This window comes from Candidatus Symbiopectobacterium sp. 'North America' (genome assembly GCF_015762685.1).
Lineage (GTDB): Bacteria > Pseudomonadota > Gammaproteobacteria > Enterobacterales > Enterobacteriaceae > Symbiopectobacterium.
The window spans coordinates 37733-63235 of sequence record NZ_PEHF01000016.1; the positions used below are offsets into that span (position 1 = coordinate 37733).

The window sequence follows — 25503 nt, forward strand, 5'->3', positions numbered from 1 at the left end:
ACGTTAACGTTTTGTCCTGCAACTCGAATTATTTAGGGTATATACCCTTTTTGCGCATTATTTGTTCTGCTGGGGATCCTCGTCAGACAAAACAATAAGCGGCTCGATATCACTTTCCTTTTTGATCACCAGCGTATCATCGCCACGCAAGCACGCGCCACCATAGCTACCGCCGATGGTGAAGGTACAAACCTGAAGATACTTCCTATCTACCTTCGGCAGGCACCAGAGCTGTTGATAGATGTTTTTCCGGTCAACAAACTGGCCGTGGGTCTGGTCCAGCACTTCTTCATGCCGGTTGATCAGATCAATGTTGTTGCCACAGCGGCCCGATATCGGTTTTACCGCATATCCCGTTTGCGCCAATTCCTCATTCACCACAAAGTCGGTATCGAGTAAATAGCGATGGTGGGGAAACAGCGACCACAATACGGGCAGTATGCCTTGTTTCCGGGGATCATGGTCCACAGCGGTTCAAACACGCGCACTTCGGGGCGCAGCAGCACGTCAATAAGGCGCACCTCATTTTGCGGATGGCCGGTACGAATTGGCTACGCGGCATATTCGGTATCGCTGACTTCACGAAGCTGCTCAACCACGGTTTCCCATGCCCAGGTTTTCCACACACAGTTAACCGGGCGATGTTCGCTATCAATCAGTTGCCCGGCGCTATCCCAGCCTAAGTCATTCAGTCCGTAGAGGATTTTGCTGTCAAAGCCTGCCTGTGTCAGTGCACGTAGCATAAACTGCGCGTGATAGCTTTCTTCCACATCTTTGTCCTGCATGATGTGGACAAAGGGAGCGGCGTGGCTGTGCTGCCAGGCACCCGCCAATTCGTCAAGCAAGGCTTCCGACGGGTTATATCCTGCGGTGATATTGCCCTGCTTCATCCATTGTTCAAGAATCAGCCCGCCTTCTGTATGGCATGATGCTGAATCTGCATTGTATTCATAGACTTTCAGTCCACGTTCATCCATACAAAAATCGAGCCGCCCTGTGATCATATGGTGACGCCGGCGTTGCCAGGAAAGCCGCAACCGTGGCCACAGGATTCTGGGAATATCAAACAGTGCTAACAGATCGTCATCTTTCAAGACCTTATCTGTTGCATGCAGATACATCAAATGCAGTTCATTGGTGGCCTTGATCAGTTCCTGCTCAGCACGTTCCGTCATGGTGAAGTAACGGCAGGGATCGGCATTAATGCGGTGGCCGTTTGCCTGTGCATAGGCATTCTGTAACGGATCGGCCTCATTGAGCCATTTGCCGTCGAACTGCCCTTTATTTTCCAACCGCCCGCTACCGAGCGCCAATGCTGCCGGAGGAACAGTTGGCTGCGGTAGACTGTGCTCCGTGTTGCTGGTCTGAATCATCCAACCCAGGATGGTGGTGTCGCTAAAGGTATCTTTGAGGGTGTAGTGGCCTTCACGCACTTCCAGCGTTAATTCCCGTGTTCACTGCTGACCGGGAGGGAGTGGCGTGTGGTGAACGTTTTGTTCGGCAATCCTGACCTTATTACCCAGCAGTTGGGTAATCACTGCGACGTGGCTCGTGTGTTTGAACTCGCCGCCTTTCTGCAAGATAAGCAAGGCCCCGGCGACGGGAGGACGCAGGGAGCCATTAGCAAAGGCTTGAAGTGGCAGCAGATTGTCGTTAACCACTTGGCGCAGGAAGCGTAAGGAGAAGATTTCATAGGCCATCCCAACATCCGTAAAGACCGAGCTATAGTTCAGGAACAAAAAACGGAGGGCAAACTCAACGCACTGCCATTTATGCCTCATATATTCGTTGCCAATATAGCTGCGGAAACTGGCATCTCGGTGATCGTGTTCTGGAGGTAACGTACTGTAATTTTAAGAATAAATTGCTACGCCGCCGGGCGCATATCCCAATAGCGTGCCAAAGAGGGCATCGCTACCTGTTGACGCTGTACTCATTAGTCAGACCTCAGATGTATGCCTCTCTGGCCGTTGCAGTTGAAATCCCTCTTTGCCCTTCAGCCAAAGGAGCGTTTCAGACAGATGTGGCTCCATGATAGCACCAATCATTCCTGCCAAGAGCAAATGCTGTTTACCCAGTATGTAACCTGATAATGCTGAGATAGTCAGAAGGTAAAAGATAAATGCGCGAAAAAATATTGAAATAATTTTCATTTTCTTTATTTTATTTGAGTAGGTTTTTGGTTTGTGCGCTTTTTTCTATTTTTTTAAATAGATGTATCGAAATTAGGAAGAGCTTTCATGGGGTTATATGTTCCAATATATCATGTTGATGTGGTGTTAATTTGTTTGTCTCGGCTTTTGGCGTAACCTACCTTTTCGTATTCTGGTCGACATTAATTGGTTTTTGAAATTTCTAGTGATGAATAAATAGACTTTCATAGCAGATGGCCATGTTCTTATTTCTTGATTGTTGTAATTCGTTTTTTCTTTTTTCACGGTGAATAAAATATGAGTATTACTCTCGAGAGGAAAATGACACTCTGTCAGAAATTTTTTGCCTGGGTAAATATAGGCATTCAGGTCTGCTTTCCACTTATTGGTACATTTTCCATGCCACGGGTATTCGCTGAGCCAGCACCCGCTGTCGTGTCTGCTGACGCTGAAGAACACACTCTGGCGGAATGGACTTCCCGGGACGGGGGATGGTTAAGTGACCGCCATCGAGCCGATTCTTCTGACATGGCGCGTGGTGTTGCGGCGAAACAGGCCAACCAGGCGATTACGCAATGGTTAAGCCCCTATGCTTCTGTCCGCGCACAGTTAGGCATGGATCGGGGATTTTCGCTGAAACGTTCTCAATTTGATGTGCTATATCCGTTGCAGGAACAGAAAGACCAGCTGATTTTTATGCAGACAAGTTTACATAATAATGATGAATACCTTCAGACGAATGTGGGACTTGGCGTGCGTTATAGCTCAAACAATTATCTTCTTGGGGGGAACGCCTTTCTTGATTATGACCTGTCTCAGTCACATGCTCGCATCGGTTTTGGCTTGGAATATTGGCGTGATTTTTTAAAATTTGGTTTCAACAGTTATTTACGCATGACTGGCTGGAAACAATCACCAGATGTTGTTGATTATCTGGCGCGCCCCGCGAATGGCTGGGATATTCGCGCCGAGGGGTATTTTCCAGATTGGCCGCAGCTTGGCGGCAAGCTGGTCTATGAACAATATTATGGTAATGAGGTTGCTCTGTTTGGTAAAGATGATCGTCAACGCAACCCTTATGCTGTCACGATAGGGACAAGCTATACGCCATTCCCGCTCTTGACCCTGAACGCCGAACAGCGTCAGGGAAAATCAGGAGAGAGCGAGATGCGATGGGGCATGGAACTCAATTATCGTTTTCATGAACCTTGGCATCAGCAGATCGATCCTGGTCAGGTGACCGCTCTGCGTCGTATCGCTGGCAGCCGGTTTGATTTCGTCGATCGTAATAATCAGATTGTCCTGGAGTATCGTAAAACCCACCTGCTTCATCTGTTTACCCCGTCTTTACTGATGGGATATGGCGGTGAACAGAAAACGTTTCCCATTTCGGTCAACAGCAAATATGCCCTGGTGCGCATTGACTGGTATGCATCTGCATTACTGGCTCAAGGCGGGAAAATTATCAGAGAGAGCAGCGATCGTTTCAGTATCCAACTGCCGCCTTATCGCCCACAGGGGGACAACACCTACAGCATGAGTGCGGTTGCGGTGGATACGCAAGGTAAAAGGTAATATGTCGCGCAGTACGACGACGCAGGTGACGGTATTACAAGCGGAATAAACAGCAGCCTTGAGCCAGAAAATGTCTCGCTCCCTGCCAATGGTAAAGCGCAGCAGCGTTTAACGCTTAAGGTGAGAGATCTGCATGGAAATCCCGTTGATCTGGATCCCAATGAGATTCGCATTACGTCAAAAAGGACGAAACGCAGTGCGAATGCCTCGGTTGTTTCTGCATTTGAGCGCCAGTCTGCGGGAGAATATGCCGCAACGTTAACGGCTGGCACACAGCCCACCATGTTTACCATTGCTCCTTCCGCGCGTGACATCACGCTGGCGACAACGCATGTCACGTTGACAGTGGATGCCTCAAGTGCCGTCATTAGCAGTTTGGTTGTGGAAACGAATAATGCCGTGGCCAACGGTAAAGCGACCAATGGGGTTACCGTTACCGTCACTGATGCCAGTGGACACCGGGTTCCCGATGTGCAGATACAGTTACGGGTTGATAATGACGCGGTGATCAGTGCGACCGCGTTCACTGATGTACAAGGCGAAGCTAAGGTATCACTGACCAGTGTCCGCGCAGGCAACACCACGGTGACCGCGAATATCAAGGGTTCATCCGCGCATCAGGTTACACTGGTATTCTAGCCTGAGCACCAAACGGCTAACGTGATTGAACTCTTACCCTCCGCGGCACCTTACCTTGCGGATGGGCAATCACCGGTGCACTATCGCGCGCTGATCAAGGATGCTCAAGGTAACCCGGTACCGGGTGTCAGGGTGAACTGGTCTTCCGATCGTGATGCTAGCGTGGTCAGGTTTAGCGACGTGCAAAGCTTTTCTAATAACGAAGGTATTGCCGTGACCTCGATAACAAGTAGCCAGGCGTTTGGTGTTACTGTTATCGCATTAAGCCCACATTCAACGCGCACGGCAGAGACGATAACCTTCACCAATGGGGCCTTATCGGAAGCGAATTCCTTGTTACGGGTTTACCCCACCACGGTGGTAGCAGGAAAAGAAAAGGCTGCCTTGCTGCTGGTATTGCGTGATAAGAAAGGTAATCCGCTCACCGGGCAGAGCGTCGTTGCTGTTAGCGACAAATCCAACGTACTGTTTGGTGAAACGAAAGAGCTCGCGGAAGGTAGCTATCGCATCGAGGTAAGTTCGACACACGCACAAGAGGTGTTACTTTCCGTGCGCGTCAATGATGTTCCACTCAGTCTTACGCAACCCTTAGTGGTGACCGGCGATGGCAGCCAAGGGAGTATCGACGCAGTGAGTGTCAACAGGACGCAGGTGACTGCTGGCGATCCCCTTGGCATTACTTACAGCGCAACCATTGTCGATGGCAATGGTAATCCGCTACCGGGCATGATGGTTTTTTGGCAGCTGGAGGGCAATGTCAACGCGGGAGAGCGGATAATGAGTACAGACGCCAACGGGGTTGCTCATATCACCCTAAAAGGTCAGACGGCGGGTATTTTGCGCATGACGGCGTATCTGAACGATAAGAACCAAAAAAGGGCACCCGATGTCACGATTGATCCCGCAGCTGTTGACCAACAGGCTTCTCGATTCCACGCGGATAAAATGGAGATTGGTTCAGACGGTAAAGACGCCACATTGCTGAACGTCATGTTGCGGGATACTTATGGTAATGCGATTTCGGGTAAAACGGTGGTGTTTCATGGTGCCGCGTCGCTTTCTGGGTTCGCTATTACGCCAGTGCACGATAACAACGATGGCTCCTATCAGGCCAGAGCGACATCCATGGAAAAGGGGCGAGTATCTCTGACTGCGAGCGTTGAAGGAAAAACTATCGGCAGCGCTGTAGCTATCTCGGTAGGGGCAGTGCCGGATTTGCGGTTCGACAATGTCCTTCAGAAAGTGACGTATACGCACCAATTTCGCCACTCTCAAGCGGTAAAAGGAGCACCTGCGACGCTGCAACAAATGTGGTCAAGTTCCGATCCTGACATTGCATCGGTTGCCAGGGGAACAGGGCAAATAACGCTGCGTAAAGCGGGAAGTGTGACCATCACGGTGCAGACTGCGGGGAATGCGCAATATCATCCCGCCAGTGCAAGCTATCAGCTTCAGATTGCGAAGGCTTCGCCTGGGTTAAGTGTCAACACTCAACAGATTACGGCTGTCTGGGGGGAGGGGAAGACCTATTCAGTTGAAGGCCATTTCACGAACCCGGATGTTGGTGCATTGCTACCGTTAACCTATCAGAGCGATCGCGAAAACGTGGTTAGGGTAACGGATAGCGGTGAGCTACGTCCAATCGCGCCAGGCAATGCCATGATCTCTCTTCGTACGCAGGAAACCGAGCAGTTTCTCTCTGAGTCGGTGAACGTTTCATTCGTGTTAAACAAGGGAAGTGTGCCCGTTCGTTTTGCATCAGATTTAGTAACGACGACGGATCTCAGCGTATTCACGCTACAGGAACCGGTGAATCTACCCGTAGATGCCATCGTTGAGTGGAGTTCGAGCGATCAGGATGTCATAGTTATCACGCCTGAAGGGCAGATCTCAGGACCTTTAAAAAAAGGCAAAACTCGACTTCGGCTTACGATTAAGGAAAATGCGTTTTATACCACGAGCACCGGTGCTTACGATGTGCTGGTGTTTACCACGCCTAAGCCCAGCATAACGGGGGTAAAATATGGCAACAATGGCTACCTTGTTGAGTCAGGCCATATATGGTCCCCGGTTTTCACAGTGGATAAACTGCGCGTCATCTGGTCGGTTAACAGCAGCACGCCTTATGATGCCCCGCGCTATGTCGAGGTGACTTTACGCGATGAATCGGGGAGCACACTCGATCATCAACGTATCGATTCATCGACTGGTAGCGTCGAAACCGCTTTTAGCCCGCAGGAATACTATATCGGTAAACGTGTACACGTGGAGATGGTTGCTTACGGCCACGACACATTGCAAGGGACAGCATCCACTTCTGAGGTAAGTGTCAACCCGACCAAACCGACGGATATATTCTGCTGCTACTGGGATACCTCTCATCATTTGTGCAGAATTATCACCAGCACAGGAGAATATGATGATGGTTGCCAAAGGAGCTATTTTGGCAGAATGCACCATGTGCTTGTGCAACCCAAAACGCTTTTTTACTTGCCAGTACAAAAGAGGCTGATGGCTCCGTTGACCATTGTTCACAAGATTGTCGAGGGGCAAGGTGATACGCGTAATGTTAATTATCCCGCTTATCCAAGCATATTCTCGAGTGCTAGTGTGGGCTATCAAGAGAAATCACATCGCTTTGCAATTAAGAAAGAGTGCTGGGTCAACCATTCCGGCTCTGGCATTTTGCAAACGCGTATGACCTTTACCGGGGTATCGGAAGTCATCAACCAACCTTTCCAGTGGCACGGATAAGGTCCGATTGCGCCCGGAGAGATATACCTGGGCGCACCCCTTATTATCTACAGTTGCGAGGGTAAGGAAGCTTTGCAAGAATCGTTTTTTGCAATATTAACCCTGCCCGGAAGATTATAGTGCTATATCATAAATGAATCATATCTTGAAAAGGGGGGGAGATATCAATGTCTAACCAACACAACAAGACAGCTTTCATATTAAAATCATGTTTTGTTATTTTTATTGGCTTGGTAAAGTATTTTCAATATAGCCAGTGTTATGCTCAAAGCCAAATAACATATGCTGGCGGCCAAGTGTGATAGCCGATCTTGGGAATTATTATTGTATATATATCTACGTATTTTCTCTGATGACTTATCTCTAAAAGATCTGCCATGGTAGTCGAATAACGGAAAATAGATTAGTCCGTATTGATATTGGAACCATTTTATTTAATGATTGCGCATGGAATTCGTGAAGGCGTTATGGTGTGATTGTCTTTTACTGACATATCATTTTCTCTGCTTAAATATGTTTAAAATCATGCTATTCCATACTTTTCTATGTGAAGGGGATCACCAGTGGAATGACGATTTTATATCTGGTTTTGGCTCATTTTTTCTTTTTGCAGCCTATTTGAAACAATAGTTACACTTGGTTATTAAATGCCTTTTTTTATGTTGATATGATTTGTCTTATCGATTGGATGCAATGTTATTAATAGTTTTAAACAGTTTTTAATTCCTCTCATTTACAATGATCATGTATGCATTGCATTAAGAAAAAACAATGCATTAATGAAAAACAATGTATTAAAAATAAAAACATCGTTTTTATTATTTCCACTTCACGTTTTTATAAAATATTTTCGCTGCTGCATGAAACAATTAAGGTGCGTTTTTATTGTCGATTATCATAAGGATGGATGATGAGTATCTTGGTGGCAGAAATTTAAGGAGGAGAGATAATTACTGCCACTATGGTTTGTAGTGAGAATTCCCTGATGGTGGATTCCTTTGTTAGATAAAATATCAGGCGGATATGCAAATGAACATTAGCTTAATGAATGATGGCAATATCTACTTTCTTGGCTTCATTTTTAGCCCCAAGCTCAGGACATTAAGCTGTGGTGACACCTTATATCAATTGAGGAAAAAGGAGTCCGATGTGTTGGCTTTGCTTTGCGAAAGATATCCTCATCCCGTATCACAGGGTGATTTTCTGTCATGTGTGTGGGAAGGGGGATACGTAACATCGCAAAGCATTGCGCAGGTGATCCGCGCACTGCGGCGTAATTTGCAGGATAAAGATAAGCAAATCATCGTGACTATCCCTAAGTTGGGATACCGTTTTGGGGTGACTCCTTCTTTTGATGAGCCTCAGACTGGTGTGGTAGAAGATGCTTTTAGCGCCCACCCAGAAGTCGAAACACTCTATACGGCACAGTACGACACGTCGTGTGGGCAGTTTGTTTATGACAGAACCTCGCTGGTCAATCTGACGTCCATTCCTGTCAATTCATTGGCGATTTCTCCTTGTGTCAGGCCAAAGAAAAAAAATATGCGTCTCAGGAATGTCGTGCTGGTTGTCGTATTTATCATTACGGCTTATCTGTATGGTATTTAACGAAAAATTCGATGACCTCCGTGCATTCGGTTGTCATTGACCATGATGGTGAAGTTCAGTCGTCGGAATGGACGAATCAACGCTAAACACGCGCTCCTTGCCACCTTGTAAAGGTGGCGTTGGTCACTCTCAGATCATGTCTAAAGCAACGCCATGATTATTTTAAAATTTTTCTAGAACTGTATTCTCCTCATCCGTAGGGAAAAATATTTCATTTATCATCGTCGTGTATAAAATATTAGTCCCTGTAAGTTGCATGGCCTTTTTGCTGAGGATTGTATTTGCGTATTCCGCATGCGCGGGGTCTTCGCGCATCTTTGCATTAGCGACATTCACTACTTTACTCAGCGCTGCTAACGTTAATGGCTAATTTGGCGCAAGGGCTTTCAGCTTTTCAAGTATGCTTTGTAAATTGTCCTCTGGATGATTAACAGTAAGGTAGCGCAAAACCAGTGCGTCGAAGTCATCAGTGCCTGAACTGGGGACATGCTTTGATACGGTATTCGTTCCTTCAAGATGCGTGGGAGATATCATTAATCTTCATCCTTAGTCGTGTATGTAGTGGTTGATATACACCCGTCATACTCCAAGTTGCAGATGAGCTAGCTGTGTTCGTTATTCGGCTCATCGCTGGGTCTCACCGTTAACGAGGTGGCTGCAAGCAGCGCTCAAATCTGCTCCCGGCAGATTTGTCACTCGAATCACTTACCAGCGCAAGTGTTGTTCAAAACGTAAACGTTTTGTCCTGCAACTCGAATTATTTAGGGTATTGCCTGTTGCAGTATTTCTATAATCTCTTGCAGTGTCGCTGGTGTTAATGCATTCAGTTGCTGCGTGAATGTCTGCGTTTCGTTGTCAGCCTGTGTCATCCATTGTTGGCAAAGTGTTTCAGCAGGAAAGCGTAATGTGATCTTCATGCGTGGTTAAACACGTCAAATGCGGCGATACGTCAGGTACAGCCACACCATCGGGTAAGATAAGCGTCATTGCCTCGCTATGGCGGCAATGCGCGTTTAACTGTGTAACTACGTATTCAACGACGATCGGATCGTGTAGTGTTTGAGCCAGCGCCTTCTGCAAGTGGTTGCTTTGCTCTGTCCAGCGTTTATGCTGTAGCGTTTCATCGTCGTTCAGCATGGAAAGCACTGTGGTGAAGAACAGCTTGAAACCTGTGGAAAATCCTTCCTTCTCTTTCTGTTTTTTTATCTCGTCGTCTGCCCACTTTTGTTCATCATGAATCTCATGGCAGCGGCGTAACGTATGCTCAATGGCATTTTGGGAACGGCATTGTTATTTACGGTTTTTAGCCGTAATGAGTACTGAATCGCGGCACTCTTCAGGCAGTTCTGCCAGGGAAATTGTTCGCATAATGCGTGGCCATATTGAATAAGTTGATATGATCGGGTGTACGTGGCGCGTTCATTTTGGTGAGTTCAATGTCGGTGGGGAACAACAGCATAAATCGTTGTTGTAGAACCTGTGGAATCGGATCACAGTGATTTAATATGAACCTCACCCCGCAAGCCTGTGTCGTATACCCTCCTTGCATTAGCAGGCTGGGGTCGACATGGTGGATCAGTGGCAATGCAATAAAACTCAGCAATAGTGAATCGGAAAATAGCGCCTGGTTGAGATCTGACATAGATGATTTGAGAAGATAACCACCTAATAAATGAGCAATATCCGGCATGTGATCCCACGGCTTTATCATGACTGCCGCCGACGTATATGCTGCATCCCTGGTTTCAGAGGGGGCGGTAAGCTGGTAGCGCCGATAAAGCCAGTAATTCAGTAATGGTTCACTGGCACGCTCTTTTGTGCGCCAAGCCTCAGGTAAATTAGAGAGGTGGGCGTAAGCGACTGGATGGTACAAAATACGAAAGAGCTGCTCATGGCAGATATTCATGCCGGTGGCTCCTTATCATGTGTCATTGCTGTTACCGCACCATGGGGGGATGAACGGCGCATCATCTTTGCGATGAAATATATTCCTGCCATCAGCACGCTAAGTAGAACGAGTATCAGCGCACCTTGCCAAACCGTGAACTCGACAGAACGCATTTTGGTGGGGGGGGAACGTATTGAATGGCGGGGACAGCAAAAAGTACTACAGAAATGTTTTCGTAGCGAATATTACTGATACTGTTTTTTATGAGTGACTTTACCTGAGAAATAAACACGCTTTCATCAATATTTCCCTTATGAATAATGATCACTCCTACATGATCGGACGTGAAACGATTTGCGGCATCTTTACTGAAAAATGGATAATTGATGTGAACTTTCGCATTTACCACCTGGCTAATAATACGTAATGACTGTTCGAGGCGTTGTTCTTGTAGTGATATGACCCTGGCCTGCTCTGCATTGGGAGACGCTACCAGCGCGCTCTCTGGGAATGCCTGCCCGATTTGTACATCACTTGTCCATGGCAACTGGTAGAGATTGATAATCGACAATGCCGCAGTAGTCTCAGCCCGGTTAATGGTGATCGTGTAGCCACCTTTTCCACCACCTTGCTTTTAGGCTTCTATATCGTATTGCTGTAAAACAGCCAATACCTGATTTGCTTGTTGCTGCGTCAAATTTTCAAGCAAGTGGTTCTCATTACACGCCATGAGTAACATGGCGAGTAGTGTGGCCAGCAGCAATTTGGCACATTTCCAAAACATCATTGTGCTTTTTCCAGCGTTTCTATCGTGCTAACGCCTTTACGAGCCAGCGTGCTGATTAATGAGACGTAATTACTGTATTCTCCAAGGTAGCTTTGCAGTTGTAATAGTGCCTCAGGGTTGCTGGAAAACGCTGGCGAGTTGCTTAGGGCATTAATGGCTTGTTTAAATTGCTCATCGGTTTCACCCATTTGTTTAAAAGTAGTGGATACCAGCATGGAAAATGCTTGGTCGTGGACTATCGTTGAGCCTGTCTCTTCCCAATCATTTTTTTCCGGTGTAAGTTGCGTCAACTCAATCAATTTTTTATTTGTTAGTTCCATGAACATTCCTTAACATGAGTAATATAAAAAACATTCAGAACAGCATTAGCGGAAGTTTTGAATAATGACCGCGCCGATATCTTTATAGGCCTTGATCGTGCTTGTTTGTGCATTTCTAAATAACGTGTAAGCCTGTAATTTAGAATGATAGTTAGCCAGAACAGAGGGGTTTGAGGGATCGGCAGTGAGGACCTCTTTGGCTATGTTCAGTTTTTCCATTAAGGATTGTGCGCCCGCTTCAAATTCGCCAGACATTTTGTCGAGAAAAATACTGTCGATATGTTGTGGGGTGTAATCAGCCATAATTTATGTCCTTTTTGTTTAGTGGAAAATACCAATGCTTAGGGGATATAAAAAGATATCCCCTAAGCATTAAGATAAGACTTATCTTTCAATATGTTTTCGTTCATATTGATCGAGAAAATAATGATCTGATCTCCCCATTGATTGTAAAAATCAGTAATAAACGTATTTAGTGAGTTTATTGTGCTATCACTAAGGTCATCCCTAATAATCAGCGCAAAGCCACTGTCTGTAGTAACACAGCGGTAGAGGATCTGAATACGCTCAAGCCCATGCTGGGCTTGCTTTACAAGGGATTCTTTATCTTTAAAAAAAACATCAATACGTTTTGCATATGGGAGTGACTGATGTGCCTGTATTTTTAATGACGCTTCCTGTTTATTATCAAGTTTTCTGTAAGTATACAGTTGAGGAAATTCAGGCAGTATCAAATCCAACTGTAAAACCCTTGTTATGCAAGTTTTTTATAACTTCCTTTCGTGTTTTTGCTATCCATATAGGGATGACTTTGTTGGTTTCATTAAGTTTGTAAAGAACATCATGTAACCAAGTGATTTCTTGATATCCCTTGCCAAAAACATAAATCTCACTGTTGGATTTAATAATCTTCAGTGGTGCGGGTGACCCAGCGAGGATTGTATTGAGTGAGGCTACCTGACTGAATTATTGCTAATAATTATACCAAGCGATATAAATAAAAAATAGTGCCAACACAACAAAAAAACACGAATACTTCTTGATTTTTTTATTATGGTTTTTTCTAATAATGATTCAAAACAAGAGGGTGTTTGGTTTTCCTTGATCCAATTATAATTGGATATTTCATCTTACCATTCTTCATAATGTTTTTTAAGGGCCAATCGAATGTTTTTGTGTTGAAAGAAAATATTCTCTTCGATGAGCGCTATTTGTGCGTTGTCGGGTCCCAGTATATCAACCTGATATCCACGTTTCCCATCAATTTCTAATTTATCTTTCAAAGAGATACGAAGATTATCTGAGTTGACCTCGCAAGGTATATATAAGGTTTTACAAGCAAAAGAAGCCATGTTTGTAACACCTTCATGCATATCATCACCCGCATTACTTTGCTTTATTTAGGGATGAATGTTGAAGAAGTAATTATCCGCAGGCAGGTTTAACTCACAACCAAACATAGGGCCAAAAAAGATTTTTAGGGTTAAGGTTTCTCTATTTTCTGCATTATCATCAATGTATCTATCATCCATATGGCTACCCTAAACAGTTTGTTCCTTTAAAATGAGTGGCAATTCTTTATGTTGCCCTACTCTTAATAATTAATAATGAAGTTATGTATGATTACAATGATGGTTTTCGATGAGTCATGACACTCATGCTCACATTTACTGATACGGTTAGATATATCATTTAGCAACGTATGATTATAGCGTTCTGTATAGACCGTGTGAAAAAAATGTAGGGACATGATAGCGACCTAATTCAATATAGCAATGATATTGTATTGATTTTTTTGTTATGTTTTGTGTTGTTGATTTGGTTATTTTATGCTTTTTGAGCAAAGAAGCTCGAGGTGATTTATTTTCTTCTAATATCATTAGTTTATGATGTGTATTCTTGTGTTTGATAAAAAAATAACATCTCGTGATTCTAATGTTAACGTGTATTCTCTGGTGGCTTGGTTAAATATAATTATGATATTTCCATGATATATATAATATCTTGATTAATTTATTTTTACATTTTTTTTATGTGTCTTGACCTCTAGTTTTTAAGTGAATATTCTGGCCCTACACACCGCACCGATAACTATCGTGGGCTCGCTATTATTCTAGAGCGCATGAGTTGCGCAGTTCAGTATGGCTGACGCAATTTTCTATAAATGTCATGCGAATTATACAGAGGTCACTATGTCTAGAGAGCTTCAGAATAAGAGTATTGCCACTAATACAAGCTTTCAAAATTGTAAATACACCCCTGGTTATAATGCAATGGTTGAGGATTCAGTCATCACGGATGAGATTTTTAGGATTAATGACTCATTATTCTTTATCAGGCCATTAACCTCAGAGTCGACATTCACCTTTTCAATAATGAATAGTCGGGAACGAGTCACCTTTACGGGAGATCAATCTGCGGTATTGGTGTCAAATAGTGCTATTGAGTTATCGCTTCATGGCAAATGGCTGGTAGGACGATCGTTGATTACCCAGTTGGCGACCTTTTTAGCTTTCACTGAATATAGATTTAAAGAGTCCTCTCGACTATGGGGGGCACATGCTGCGCCTTTACAACATAAAATCCTCTTCGAAAAGGAAAAAATCTTCTGTGCGGTCATTGATAACGCACAAATGAGTTTTATGGATTTGGTTTTTTGTCGTGACTTTATCAGCGACACGGATGTTATCAATAAACTATGCCATTTCATTCGCGGTATTGAGTGCTATTGGGTTGCACAGTTTTTGCTAGATAAGGTTCTTGATAACAGTAAAAGCATGAAGTCACATAAGTTGTATAATTCCTGTAAAGAATGTGGTGTCTCAGAATCTTATTTCAGAAAGCTTTGTTATAACGCGTTTACCTGTGGACCGAAAAAATAGCTCAGAATGTGGCGGGCTGTATACAGTGCGTTGCAACTGATTGATAATGATGAGTCGATTGCGACCGTGGCTTGGAATAACGGTTATGCATCGTCGTACCATTTCTCCACGGAAATAAAAACGCTTTTTGGTATAACTCCACGGGAGTTCAAGAATTTGGAAGGCTTTCTGAATGAATAGAATAGGTAAAATGGATTTTTATCTACTAGGGGTTGTTATAGGAATCAGCATGGTTTTTCCTGTATCTGGTGCGTTACCGATAGAGAGCATGACACCACATGATACAATAAACAGCAGGGACGCTTTTTCAGCTGATAGCACTACGACTTATGTTGCTAATAATAATAGTGTGCAGCAACTTTTTTATGTGCTTGGTGGAGTATTAAAAAAACCTGTTATTGTCAGCACAGAAGCTGCTAAAAAACGCATTTCAGGTAATTTTGATTTGACTAACCCACGTCAATTATTGAATGTGTTATCAAGTCGGATAGCCTTAATCTGGTATGATGATGGCAGTTCGATTTATGTTTACGATGTCAATTAGATGCGGAGTCGTGTCATTAAGCTGGCCTATGCTTCATTCAATCGTCTTGAGGCCTACTTACAATCGACGAGATTATATGACGATCGTTTTCCACCTCGATCTCACAGTGGTTCTGGTTCGTTTTATTTGTCGGGGCCGCCCGTTTATGTTGATCTCGTAGCTGCAGCAGCAAAGTATATTGATAGTACTTACTCTCAGCCAGGTGCAGGAGAGAATGTTATCAAGGTAATCAAGTTGAAAAATACCTTTGTTAACGATAGGGAATTTTCACTGCGGGATACACCAATAACTATTCCTGGTGTGGCTACAGTACTCAATCAATTGCTTAACAACAGACGGAATTATAGTGGTGCGAATATAACCCTATCCGGTGAACCAGATGCCGTTGAAAATGATATGCGCTATACCCAAGATGGGGGATATGTTCGCCAAATGAGAAATCTGCTCCCGCTATCAGAAGGGAGTTATAGCCAGCGTCCCCGTCAGGATGATGTCTACAGCGGCGTGGCGGGTAATACAATAAATATTGTGGCGTATACCGATACCGATACCAATAGCTTACTTATCCAGGGGAGTGAAAAACAGGTCGCTTTTGTGGACGATCTTATTCGTGCTATAGATATTGCCAAACAGCAAATCCAACTCTCTCTATGGATTATCGACATCTCGAAAAATGATGTAGAAACCTTAGGGATTGTTTGGCAAGGTCAGGCAAGTATAGGAAATGTTGGTATTGATTTTAATGGCGCAACAAGCTCATTGAATCCGGCAAGCAGTATGAATTTTTGGTTGAGAAGGGAAATGCACAAGTCGTTTCCCGGCCAAAGCTTCTTACCCAGGAAAATGTCCCTGCGTTGTTTGATAATAATAGCAGTTTCTACACTCGGTTATTGGGAGAACGTTATTCATCATTAGAGAAAGTGACATTTGGCACGATGATCAGTGTTATTCCTCGTTTAGGAAAACAAAGTCAGGAAATTGAGATGATACTCAATATCCAAGATGGAAAAATACCGCTGTCTAATGGAGTCATGAAGAGTATTGGCGCGTTGCCCGTTGTGAACAATACACAAATCAGCACCACAGCCCGTGTCCCGATGGGCTACAGCTTGTTGATTGGTGGTTACAGTCGCGAGCAGGATGAGTTGCGAGGTGCTGGTATTCCATTGCTAAAAGATATCCCACTAGTGGGAAAGCTATTTGATTACACCTATACCAGCCATAGAAAAATGGTACGGCTTTTTCTTATTCAGCCTCGCTTATTAGCTTATGGCGAAACCTGGCAAGGGCGCTGGGAGCATAACCCGGTACTGGGTCGAAATCTTGCTGGTGAGGATACAGCAACATTGCAATCAACGGTCACCATGTTGCGGCAATTTATGAACAAACGGCAAGGCATGTAGATGGCGATACCTCCGCTTGGGCGAGCAAGCCTCCTGCGAATGGATTTTCGGGAGAAAGACAACAGGTCAACGGTGCCTGCCACCAGTGAGGATAGTGAACATCAGCCAGTAAAGAATCTGCAAGAGCAGATCAGTAATGCGGCCGAAGAATTTGCTGATGTACTGAGTACATTTGGGCGTTTTAGCGGAATGGGCCGCAGGAACGACAATATTGAGAACGACTTTCTTTCTTCCATGTTGGAAGAGAAGGCTGACGAAAAGCATGATGCCTTGATTAAGCAAGTGTCCAGATTGTCCTTGAACAAGGATGGGCTGTTAAAATATGGCAGAAGTCTCTTCCCTAATGACAGTGACCTCATGCTGGCATTGCGTGAGCTGATGCTTAATCGTCAACTTTCTGCGTTACAAAAGAAGAGAATAAAAGAGGCGATGGCCGAGCTCGAAAAGTTCTCAGATTGCCCGAAAATGCGTTCCGGCATAAATATTGGCTGTCTTGCAAAGCGTTTTAGCAGCATGGAAGGTCAAGAGAGCTTATCTGCTGAGGATTTACGTGACTGTTACTTGCGTTTTTTAGGATTAGACATGCCAGGCAGCTTTATTTATCAGGATTGGATAGAAAAATACGGATGTCATAACCGGCAGCGTTTATTAGCTTTTACCATGAATGCGCTTATTGCCGATATGAAATCAAATGAGCCAGGTATCCATTTCGATGAATTTGGTCCGTTAAGCGATCGGTTATCTGATGCCAGAACTATTCATACTTTGGATTTACTGTTGAATGAACGATTTTCTAAGCTGTCGTTTCTTGAGAGTTTAAAAAATGAAATAAAATAATAGATGAAAGTGATATAGTCATACTTTACCTTAATTGAATTGTCGCAAGTCATCAATTTGAAAGTTTACTTTATAATTTTAATCATGATTTTATGCGGCGTTTACTGTTAACGCAACGTGCAACGGTGATTCAGCTATTAAAAGGGGTGTATAATAAAACGCCAGAAAGAATGTACATTGACCCGGAGTGTCGGCAATACCTATTGAATTTTATTTCTTCGCTGCTTACATCTTTTCATGATAAAGAGCGCCGAAAAGGTCCATGGTCTGATTACTACACCTGATGTAAAGCATAACTACTTTGATATAGACATGACATTGAAATATGATGCTACATAATTTTATTCTACAAATTAGAAACCGCCCTGAATTCATTATCTTAGTGATAATGATTATTGTCGTCGTGATGCTAATTATTCCTTTGCCTACGTATGTGGTCGATTTTCTTATTGGTTTTAATTTAACAATGGCATTGATGATATTTTTAGGATCGTTTTACATTAATAGGATTCTCGATTTTTCATCGTTTCCTGCCATTTTATTAATCAGTACTATTTTTCGATTAGCGATATCTATCAGTACGAGTCGTTTAGTGTTGATGGATGCCGATGCTGGGGACATTATTGCCAGTTTCGGGGAATTTGTGATTGCCGACAACCTCATTGTCGGTTTTGTGATTTTCTTTATCGTCACTATCGTCCAGTTTATTGTTATTACTAAAGGTTTTGAACGTATCGCTGAGGTGGCAGCGCGTTTTTCTCTTGATGCCATGCCTGGAAAACAAATGAGCATCGATGCCGATCTCAAAGCCGGAGTGATTGACGAAAATGAAGTAAGGCAGCGGCGAGCGTTATTGGAGGCCGAAAGTCAACTTTACGGCGCACTGAATGGTGCGATGAAATTTATAAAAGGTGATGCAATCGCAGGGATCGTCATCATATTTGTTAACCTGCTGGGCGGCATTTCGGTTAGGATGATGCAACATGGAATGAGTATGTCGGCAGCGCTTTCAGTCTATACGCTGTTGACGATAGGTGATGCGTTGGTAGCACAGATACCCGCACTCCTCATTTCCATTAGCGGTGGTTTGATTGTTACGCGTGTAAATAACAGCGAAGATAATAATCTGGGTTCTAAAATCATCCAGGACATGTTTTCCAATAAATTTATACTAGTGGTTACCGGCGTTCTTGCCATTGCACTTGGTCTGTTGCCCGGTTTTCCATTAGCAATATTTCTGTTGTTGGCCGCACTGCTGTTTGGGCTCTATATCAAACACCAGCGGGAAGAGAAACAACAAGGAGCGATGGCATCACGTTCAGATCAGAAAGAGAACGACGTTGAAGATAAGAGGAAACCTGTTGTGATCGACGGTAAGTTTATCCCAAAAACCATTCCTTTAATCGTTACCGTATTTTCTGGACATGAGAAAATAGTAGACCAATATGGTTTTTCATCATATTTAAAACGTCACTTTTTTATTGAGTACGGTGTTCGTTTACCTTATGTGATGATGAACTATAAAAAAGACACACCACACAATACTATAATTATTTTAATTAATGAGATTGAAGCTGCCATTTTCCCATTTTTTCCCGGTATGCATAAGATCTTGCTACGCGGCGATGAGTACCAGGTTCTGGACAGCAATGTTCAGGTCAATGAAATTAATCAAGTAAAAACCTATTGGCTTCCGGAAGATCAATGCAAGAAAGCACACGGTCTTGGATTTTATACGCGCAGTGCACAGGATGAATTTTACGTCTGTGCATCGACCCTGTTGGCGAGAAATATTACCGAGTTTTTCGGTATCCAAGAGGGGAAAACACTGCTTGACGATCTTGATAAAAAGTATCCTGAGCTACTCAAAGAGTGTTACAGAAATAATACCGTTCAGCGTATTACTGAAGTTTTTCAACGTTTGCTACAAGAGCGTATTTCTATCAGGAATATGAGGTTAATTCTTGAGGCATTGGTACAGTAGGCCCCGAAAGAAAAGTATCCCATTATGTTAGTAGAGCATGTGCGTGGTGTGTTATCTCGCTATATATCAAACCGTTTTTCAACCGAAGGAAAAATACGTGCATTTGTTATGTCGCATGACCTGGAAGCAGTGGTGCGTAATGGTATCAGACAAACGTCCGGGGGAACCTTTATCAATTTGCCGCCGCCAGAAACTGAGCGAATTATTCATTGCTTAGAAAAAAGTATTCATGGCAACGGAGTCAATGCCAGGGATATTATTTTAATAGTGTCTCTTGATATTCGGAGTTTTGTGAAGAAATTGGTTGAAGAACATTATCCTGAAATGGATGTGCTCTCCTTCGGTGAGATTTCACAAAGCGTGGACATTGATGTTATTGGTTTACTACAAAATTAACGGGTGAATTATGCAATATGATGTTGTTGCGTTGCTAACCGAGATTTTAGCGAAAGTGGGGGATGTCAGAGGTTCTTGATAAAGATCTGAATAATCACTCTACGATATGGTTACATATGAAGGATGATATTCCCACTATCCATATCAAGAGTAATGATGAGGAAATTTGGGTTTGGGCACAGCTAGGTGAAGTCAATCTTTCTACCCTGAGTTATTGCAGCGCCAATCTATTTCCATTGTTATTGGTTCACAATGAAGACGTCTTTCATGCGGGGCAACCTTGTTTATATCAGATTGATAATAGTTTAGATCTTCGCGCTCAGGTAAAAGAAAAACATTGTGAGTCAGCGTCCGTATTTATGGAGATGCTGGATACCTTTTTAACGGTGTTGCAGCAGTATCGCACAGCATTAAATTAATGACGGGAGAGTACCCATGGTCGCGCAAAACTTTATCCATCTTGCTCACCCTGTAAGAATTCAGGGAAATGTAATAGAGGCCTATTTACCCGGCACCTATATTGGCGAGGTGTGCGAGGTACAGTGCTCCCTTCAGGATTTAACACGGGTAGGGCTTGCACAAGTAATTGGTTTTAATCACTAATATACACTATTAAGCCTGCTCAATGATAACCAGGGTTTTTCTCGTCGCAATGTGCTCTATCCGACGGGTAAACCGTTCAAGATTGCGTTAAATGACGATGTTGCTGGCGCGGTGCTTGATGCGATGGGAAATGTCCGCGCTCGACTTGATAGCAACGCGTTGCGCTATTCCGGCGTGAAGCACGTGCTGGCGGTGCAGGGAGAACCCAAGGATTTTACCCAGTACAGGCCTATTGATACGCCACTGGTGACGGGCGTTCGTGCTATTGACGGGTTGTTCACTTGTGGTTTGAGTCAACGCATGGGTATTTTCGCCTCTGCTGGTTGTGGCAAAATATCGTTGATGAGCATGTTGATTGAGCATTCTGAGGCGGATATTTATGTTATTGGTCTGATTGTAGAGCGTGGGCGTGAAGTTACCGAGTTTATCGAAACGTTGAAGCAATCTCCACGTAGATCGCAAATGGTGTTAGTTTACGCTACATCAGACCGATCGTGTATTGAATGTTATTATGCCGCGCAGATAGCAACACGGGTGGCTGAATATTTTAGCGCTAAAGGAAAGCATGTCCTGCTATTTATTGATTCAATAACCCGCTATGCGCGGGCATTGCGTGATACAGCACTCAGCATGGGTGAAATGCCGGCCCGACGCGGTTATCCCGCCTCAGTGTTTGAGACACTACCCAAACTGTTGGAGCGGCCAGGACGTTTTCAGCAAGGTTCAATAACAGCCTTCTATACGGTATTGATTGAGAATGAAGAGGAACCGGATGTTATTGGAGATGAAGTTCGTTCTATTCTCGATGGCCATATTTATCTGAGTAAAATGTTGGCTGCTCAAACGCATTATCCGGCGATTGATATATTACAAAGTATTAGTCGCGTATTTTTTCATATTACGCAATCAGAGCAACAGCGTGCCGCTGCACGTTTTCGAGAATTGCTTTTTCGGCAACGAGATATGTAACTGTATCTGGACTTGGGTGAATACCAGCCTGGAGAGAATGCTGAAAACGACACGGCCCTGAATAAAAAGGAGTTGATGGAGGATTTTCTCAAACAGGACATGACGCAGAAAATCGAGATAACAACGTGTTTGGATAAACTTTATGCATGCCTGGCGTAAAGGAAATGCTTTTTTAGCTTTACTTGAACATAAAAAACATCGTGCCGAGCATGATAAAAAAAGAGTGAAGCGTCATTGGATGCACTTTGTTACGCCATTGCCCAATGCCATAGGGAGCATGAAGCAATAAGTATGAAGATTGCTCGGTTGATGTCGCCAGGGGTGCTTAGTCGCAGTGAAATATATCAACGTATCCGGCAGTAGGGGGTATTGATGAGCAGACAGCAAGATATTGCACAGCGCATTATTGATTTGCAGAGCGATGCTGATATCGAGAAACAAAAAATTGAACAATGTCAAAGCATGATAATGGGGTATGAAAAAAGACACCGAAATATTGCACGCTATCTTCAATGTGTGCAGCGTAATCAACTTCAACGTGCAGATACCAATACTGAAAATGATATTGAGGAGAGAGTAAGTTATGGAGATAAAAACGGGTGAAGAAACATCAATAAAAACCCAAACTTCATCGGAAACTGACTCCGAAAGTGAAATATCCCTAGAGAAAATAGCGGAGAAAAAGAAAAACAAGGCAACACAACATTCAGAGACGATTATGTATTTTCATTATTACACTGAAATTCTGTATGACAAGCCGTTGAGTTTGAAGCAGAGCGGCGCGACAGTGCAAGAAAAGGGCAAAAAAAGTGTGTTACACGAACAGGAAATGCATCGGCGTGATTTGCCTGTCTCCCCCCTGTAGCGTATCACGCTACAGCACATGATGGGGGACCCGTCGCGGTCAATAACACGACATTACAAGCAACGGGGCAATTCGGCATCATTCCCTACGTTGAGCAACGGGGCAGCAAGGTGTCTGATATGACTGATCCTGTCACGGTATTTGACACATCCTCTGCCGTCGATGTGCAACCCCTGGCGGAATCTGTGCCTATTGTTGGCCCTGCACATGACACCAGAGGACAATACGGCGCGTTCCGTTCGCCAGTCAATACCCAAGCCAATGTGCAACATTCACAGCGGAATGAGCACACCCTTTAGGACGATTACACAGCGAGAAAGGTTGAATGCGCTGCGCCTTGGCGACTCTCGAGACGATCAAACGATGCGGATCAGTTACCCATTCCAGCGTTGGTTTGGCGAACACTCCGTCAAGGTGTCGCTACAGCGTGACAGCCTGTTTGAAAGTGCAATGGTTCTGCAACCGTCCGATGTACGCGCTTCCGATGCGTTAGCCCGGCAACTTGATCATTGGCCAAAGTAGACACCGTACATACTACTTCCCGATAGCGCGGGAGATGAACAGCAGCAAGGGCAGCAGCAGAGAGAACAAAAAGAGGAACAATAATGAATGTGCGGGAGCGGTTGCGTCGAAGTCCCCGTCTGGTCAATGTTACCGGGGAAACCGCCCTGCCTGTTCCGGGCCGTGAAATTGCGCTACCCAGCCCTTCGCGTCGTTACCTCAGCCTCGATCTGAAGGATGAGGAACAGAATTGTGCTCAGGCATGGGTTGATGCCGATGAGTGGGCTGCGGCAAGCGGATGTGAACTGCCTGGTATTGCGTGGGAACAAGTGCCGCTTGGCTATCTTTCTCGTTGGCTGTGCCATCACCAGCCTGATTGGTGGGTGGCAAATAAACGGTGGGTAATTCAACAGGTCGCTATTCCAGCAAAATCGTTGCCAGACTCTCTTGCGCGTGTACCTGCCAGTCCCTGTTCATTGTTGTGCTGTGACTGGCCGGAGAACCAAGATCAGACGTTATTGATTTCCCGCCCTTGACTTGAGCATCTTCCCTTTACTCTGCGCTATATGTTGGGCAGTACTCGCTTGCCACTGGCGCAACTGGTGACGATGACCAAAGGCGACGTAATGCGTATTGAACACTACGTTCCCATACTGCTTATTGAGCATTGTCCAATTGCACATTTTTGTTTAACTCAGGACCTGGAGGTTTTTGTGGAGGAATTTTACATTGCAGATTCAGACGATGCGCTACGAGAAGAAGATGAAATAACATTTGAATGGATGAATTTGCCTATCAATATTGAGTTTGTATTAAATAGTGTATCGCTCACGGTCGGCGAATTGGATAATTTACAGCCAGGTGCGCAGTTGCCGTTAAATAGCAATGCGGAAAAAAAATCAGAATTTATCTGAATCGCAAGCTATTTGCGTGCGGTGAGTTAGTTGTACTGAATGACGGCTCATTGGCTATAGAGGTAAACAGTATGAACGGCGCGCTAAAAGGGAAATCGGACGCAATATATGCTGAGTAATGACGTTTCATTAATTATACTGCTCTCGTTATTTACATTGTTACCTTTTATTATTGCCGGTGGAACCTGTTTTATAAAATTCTCTATCGTACTTATCATGGTTCGTAACGCGTTGGGGATTCAGCAAGTGCCCTCAACGTTAACACTGAATGGTATAGCATTGATCATGACCGCCTTTGTTATGATGCCAATAACCCAGAACATGCTTAAGTTTGTTGAACAAAATAATATCAATTTCAATGATACACAGTCAGTCAGTTTGTTTATGGATAAAGGGTTAGGCGGCTACAGAAACTATCTGGTGCATTATTCTGACCGCGATCTTATTTATTTTTTCTACAATATCCAGCAGGGTAACAAAGATAACGCCCATCAATTGGAAGAGCATGAAGTGCAGTCATTGCCGTTGATGACGCTGGTGCCAGCCTACGCATTGAGTGAAATTCAAAGTGCTTTCAAAATTGCATTTTATCTCTACGTGCCCTTTGTTGTTATTGATATGGTGGTTTCCAGTATTCTGTTAGCGCTTGGGATGATGAGCCCCATCACGATCTCTATCCCGATCAAGTTGATTTTATTCGTCGCGATGAATGGCTGGAGCCTGTTAACCAAGGGGTTGATTACCCAATATACAGAACTCATGACATCATGAATAACATCCTCTTTATTGGTAATAATGCATTATTGTTGGTGCTTAAGTTAAGGGCTGTTCCTATTGCTTTTGCAACAGTAGTCGGGATTGTTGTTGGTTTATTTCAAACAGTAATGCAAATACAGGAGCAAACGTTACCTTTAGGGGTGAAGTTATTGGCCGTATTTGCCAGTTTGTTCATGCTGATTGATTGGTTTTCAGCGGAGATGCTCTATTTCTCATACCAGGTGTTTTCAATGGCTTTTCAGTGAGAAATAAAATCATGTTGTTCACTAATCTTTATCTGTATTTTCAACATAATGTCATGATTTTAATGCTTGCCTATGCTCGCATGTCTATTGTTGTTTATATGTTGCCCGTTTTAGGGGAGCGGATATTGGCAAATCTTATCGTAAAGAACACAGCGATATTTCTTGTGATTATTGGCTTATGGCCATGCGTTGAGGCGAGTCCCGTTACTGATCTGGGGAGCTGAATAGTCCTGGTAAAAGAACTTGTCGTTGGCCTGGTTTTGGCAGTAACGCTTTGCTTGCCTTTTTGGATAGTGATAGCGCTGGGGGAGCTTATCGATAACCAACGTGGCACGACGATAAGTGATAGCATCGATCCAGTGCACGGTGTTCAAGGTTCCATTCTCTCTGGCTTTTTCAATTTTGCTTTTGGTGCGATGTTTTTTGCCCAGGGCGGTATGCGTTTGCTGGTTGACGTATTGGCAGCAAGTTACCGGGTATTGCCCAAAGGAAGTGAGTTGAGTGAGATGAGCATTAACGAAACCGGGCAGTTATTGTTGATGTTAATGCAAGGTAGCATCATGCTGGCAGCACCGGTACTCATTGTCATTATGTTGTCAGAAGTATTGTTAGGTGTTTTTTCACGTTATTGCCCGCAGCTTAATCCATTTTCACTATCACTGACCATCAAAAGCGTCATCGCTTTTTCTGTCTTTTTGCTCTATGGCTTCCATTCATTTACTGAAAAATTATTACCTCTTTTATCTTTACAAGCGTTTCAACGCTTTTTTATTTGACGTGATGGAGAAAGCGATATTGTAAGCACACCGGTTTTAGTTCCACGCACTTTTTGAGATTTCCGGGTTTTCAGCCATCAGCC

Annotated in this window: 24 protein-coding genes and 5 pseudogenes; 21 read left to right on the top strand and 8 right to left on the bottom strand. The window is 44.0% G+C overall.

Going from position 1 to position 25503, the window contains the following annotated elements:
* Nucleotides 1–57: 57 nt before the first annotated feature.
* Nucleotides 58–1937 (bottom strand): annotated as a pseudogene (gene gss / locus CS369_RS24395) (bifunctional glutathionylspermidine amidase/synthase).
* Nucleotides 1938–2450: 513 nt separating this feature from the next.
* On the opposite strand from gss, the gene CS369_RS03405 reads away from it, so the two are divergent.
* The 4 genes from CS369_RS03405 (at nt 2451) to CS369_RS03420 (ending at nt 8729) form a co-directional block, all read left to right on the top strand.
* Nucleotides 2451–3728: an inverse autotransporter beta domain-containing protein gene (locus CS369_RS03405; RefSeq protein ID WP_196905985.1), complete on the top strand. Its 1278-nt coding sequence runs from the start codon at nt 2451–2453 to the stop codon at nt 3726–3728.
* A 45-nt stretch (nt 3729–3773) separates the two neighbouring features.
* Nucleotides 3774–4367 carry an Ig-like domain-containing protein gene (locus tag CS369_RS03410; RefSeq protein ID WP_244664753.1) on the top strand — a complete coding sequence of 198 codons (594 nt, stop codon included), beginning with the start codon at nt 3774–3776 and terminating at the stop codon, nt 4365–4367.
* Between the two features lie 21 nt (nt 4368–4388).
* Complete coding sequence (locus CS369_RS03415) at nt 4389–7121, top strand: Ig-like domain-containing protein (RefSeq protein WP_196905987.1); 2733 nt, start codon at nt 4389–4391, stop codon at nt 7119–7121.
* Nucleotides 7122–8150: 1029 nt separating this feature from the next.
* Complete coding sequence (locus tag CS369_RS03420) at nt 8151–8729, top strand: winged helix-turn-helix domain-containing protein (RefSeq protein ID WP_244664751.1); 579 nt, start codon at nt 8151–8153, stop codon at nt 8727–8729.
* 888 nt (nt 8730–9617) lie between these two features.
* On the opposite strand, the gene CS369_RS03425 is transcribed toward CS369_RS03420, so the two are convergent.
* From CS369_RS03425 to CS369_RS03460, 7 genes are all read right to left on the bottom strand, one after another.
* On the bottom strand, nt 9618–9866 hold the full coding sequence (locus tag CS369_RS03425; protein WP_196905988.1) for a hypothetical protein: 249 nt from the start codon (nt 9864–9866) through the stop codon (nt 9618–9620).
* Between the two features lie 199 nt (nt 9867–10065).
* Complete coding sequence (locus CS369_RS03430) at nt 10066–10635, bottom strand: oxidoreductase (protein ID WP_196905989.1); 570 nt, start codon at nt 10633–10635, stop codon at nt 10066–10068.
* Between the two features lie 115 nt (nt 10636–10750).
* On the bottom strand, nt 10751–11188 hold the full coding sequence (locus CS369_RS03435; protein ID WP_374191025.1) for a hypothetical protein: 438 nt from the start codon (nt 11186–11188) through the stop codon (nt 10751–10753).
* A gap of 212 nt (nt 11189–11400) precedes the next feature.
* Nucleotides 11401–11724, bottom strand: a complete 324-nt coding sequence (gene sctI / locus CS369_RS03440; protein ID WP_196905990.1) for a type III secretion system inner rod subunit SctI — start codon at nt 11722–11724, stop codon at nt 11401–11403.
* 45 nt (nt 11725–11769) lie between these two features.
* Entirely contained in the window at nt 11770–12027 is a 258-nt protein-coding gene (gene sctF / locus CS369_RS03445) for a type III secretion system needle filament subunit SctF (protein ID WP_196905991.1), read from the bottom strand.
* Nucleotides 12028–12089: 62 nt separating this feature from the next.
* A complete protein-coding gene (locus CS369_RS03450; protein ID WP_196905992.1) occupies nt 12090–12464 on the bottom strand; it encodes a PrgH/EprH family type III secretion apparatus protein in 375 nt (124 codons plus the stop codon).
* 390 nt (nt 12465–12854) lie between these two features.
* A complete protein-coding gene (locus CS369_RS03460) occupies nt 12855–13097 on the bottom strand; it encodes a hypothetical protein (RefSeq protein ID WP_196905993.1) in 243 nt (80 codons plus the stop codon).
* Nucleotides 13098–13865: 768 nt separating this feature from the next.
* On the opposite strand from CS369_RS03460, the gene CS369_RS03465 reads away from it, so the two are divergent.
* The 17 genes and pseudogenes from CS369_RS03465 (at nt 13866) to sctT (ending at nt 25420) form a co-directional block, all read left to right on the top strand.
* On the top strand, nt 13866–14606 hold the full coding sequence (locus CS369_RS03465) for a hypothetical protein (RefSeq protein WP_196905994.1): 741 nt from the start codon (nt 13866–13868) through the stop codon (nt 14604–14606).
* A gap of 6 nt (nt 14607–14612) precedes the next feature.
* Nucleotides 14613–14786 (top strand): helix-turn-helix domain-containing protein, encoded by a 174-nt coding sequence (locus CS369_RS25025; protein WP_374191026.1) that lies wholly within the window; start codon nt 14613–14615, stop codon nt 14784–14786.
* A pseudogene (gene sctC / locus CS369_RS03475) lies at nt 14779–16553 on the top strand (type III secretion system outer membrane ring subunit SctC). The gene CS369_RS25025 and the pseudogene sctC overlap by 8 nt, the downstream one beginning before the upstream one ends.
* The gene (locus CS369_RS03480) at nt 16554–17390 is read left to right on the top strand and encodes an HrpJ domain-containing protein (RefSeq protein WP_196905996.1); all 837 of its coding nucleotides are present in this window, start codon (nt 16554–16556) and stop codon (nt 17388–17390) included. It begins immediately after the preceding pseudogene.
* A 328-nt stretch (nt 17391–17718) separates the two neighbouring features.
* Nucleotides 17719–19770 (top strand): annotated as a pseudogene (locus CS369_RS03485) (EscV/YscV/HrcV family type III secretion system export apparatus protein).
* Between the two features lie 116 nt (nt 19771–19886).
* On the top strand, nt 19887–20189 hold the full coding sequence (locus tag CS369_RS03490) for a hypothetical protein (RefSeq protein ID WP_244664752.1): 303 nt from the start codon (nt 19887–19889) through the stop codon (nt 20187–20189).
* A 16-nt stretch (nt 20190–20205) separates the two neighbouring features.
* Nucleotides 20206–21501 (top strand): annotated as a pseudogene (sctN, locus tag CS369_RS03495) (type III secretion system ATPase SctN).
* On the top strand, nt 21485–21631 hold the full coding sequence (locus CS369_RS03500; protein ID WP_196905997.1) for a hypothetical protein: 147 nt from the start codon (nt 21485–21487) through the stop codon (nt 21629–21631). The pseudogene sctN and the gene CS369_RS03500 overlap by 17 nt, the downstream one beginning before the upstream one ends.
* 83 nt (nt 21632–21714) lie before the next feature.
* A complete protein-coding gene (locus tag CS369_RS03505) occupies nt 21715–21945 on the top strand; it encodes a hypothetical protein (protein WP_196905998.1) in 231 nt (76 codons plus the stop codon).
* Nucleotides 21926–22207 carry a hypothetical protein gene (locus tag CS369_RS03510; protein ID WP_196905999.1) on the top strand — a complete coding sequence of 94 codons (282 nt, stop codon included), beginning with the start codon at nt 21926–21928 and terminating at the stop codon, nt 22205–22207. Before CS369_RS03505 ends, CS369_RS03510 begins: the two co-directional genes overlap by 20 nt.
* A 119-nt stretch (nt 22208–22326) precedes the next feature.
* Nucleotides 22327–22506 (top strand): hypothetical protein, encoded by a 180-nt coding sequence (locus CS369_RS03515; protein ID WP_196906000.1) that lies wholly within the window; start codon nt 22327–22329, stop codon nt 22504–22506.
* A 64-nt stretch (nt 22507–22570) separates the two neighbouring features.
* The gene (locus CS369_RS03520) at nt 22571–22729 is read left to right on the top strand and encodes a hypothetical protein (RefSeq protein WP_196906001.1); all 159 of its coding nucleotides are present in this window, start codon (nt 22571–22573) and stop codon (nt 22727–22729) included.
* A 101-nt stretch (nt 22730–22830) separates the two neighbouring features.
* Entirely contained in the window at nt 22831–23244 is a 414-nt protein-coding gene (locus tag CS369_RS03525) for a hypothetical protein (protein ID WP_196906002.1), read from the top strand.
* Nucleotides 23245–23292: 48 nt separating this feature from the next.
* Nucleotides 23293–23622 (top strand): FliM/FliN family flagellar motor switch protein, encoded by a 330-nt coding sequence (locus tag CS369_RS03530; protein ID WP_196906003.1) that lies wholly within the window; start codon nt 23293–23295, stop codon nt 23620–23622.
* A 108-nt stretch (nt 23623–23730) separates the two neighbouring features.
* The gene (locus tag CS369_RS03535) at nt 23731–24393 is read left to right on the top strand and encodes an EscR/YscR/HrcR family type III secretion system export apparatus protein (protein ID WP_196906004.1); all 663 of its coding nucleotides are present in this window, start codon (nt 23731–23733) and stop codon (nt 24391–24393) included.
* Nucleotides 24390–24644: a type III secretion system export apparatus subunit SctS gene (sctS, locus tag CS369_RS03540; RefSeq protein ID WP_196906005.1), complete on the top strand. Its 255-nt coding sequence runs from the start codon at nt 24390–24392 to the stop codon at nt 24642–24644. The genes CS369_RS03535 and sctS overlap by 4 nt, the downstream gene beginning before the upstream one ends.
* An 11-nt stretch (nt 24645–24655) precedes the next feature.
* Nucleotides 24656–25420: pseudogene (gene sctT, locus CS369_RS03545) on the top strand (type III secretion system export apparatus subunit SctT).
* The last annotated feature ends 83 nt before the right edge of the window (nt 25421–25503 follow it).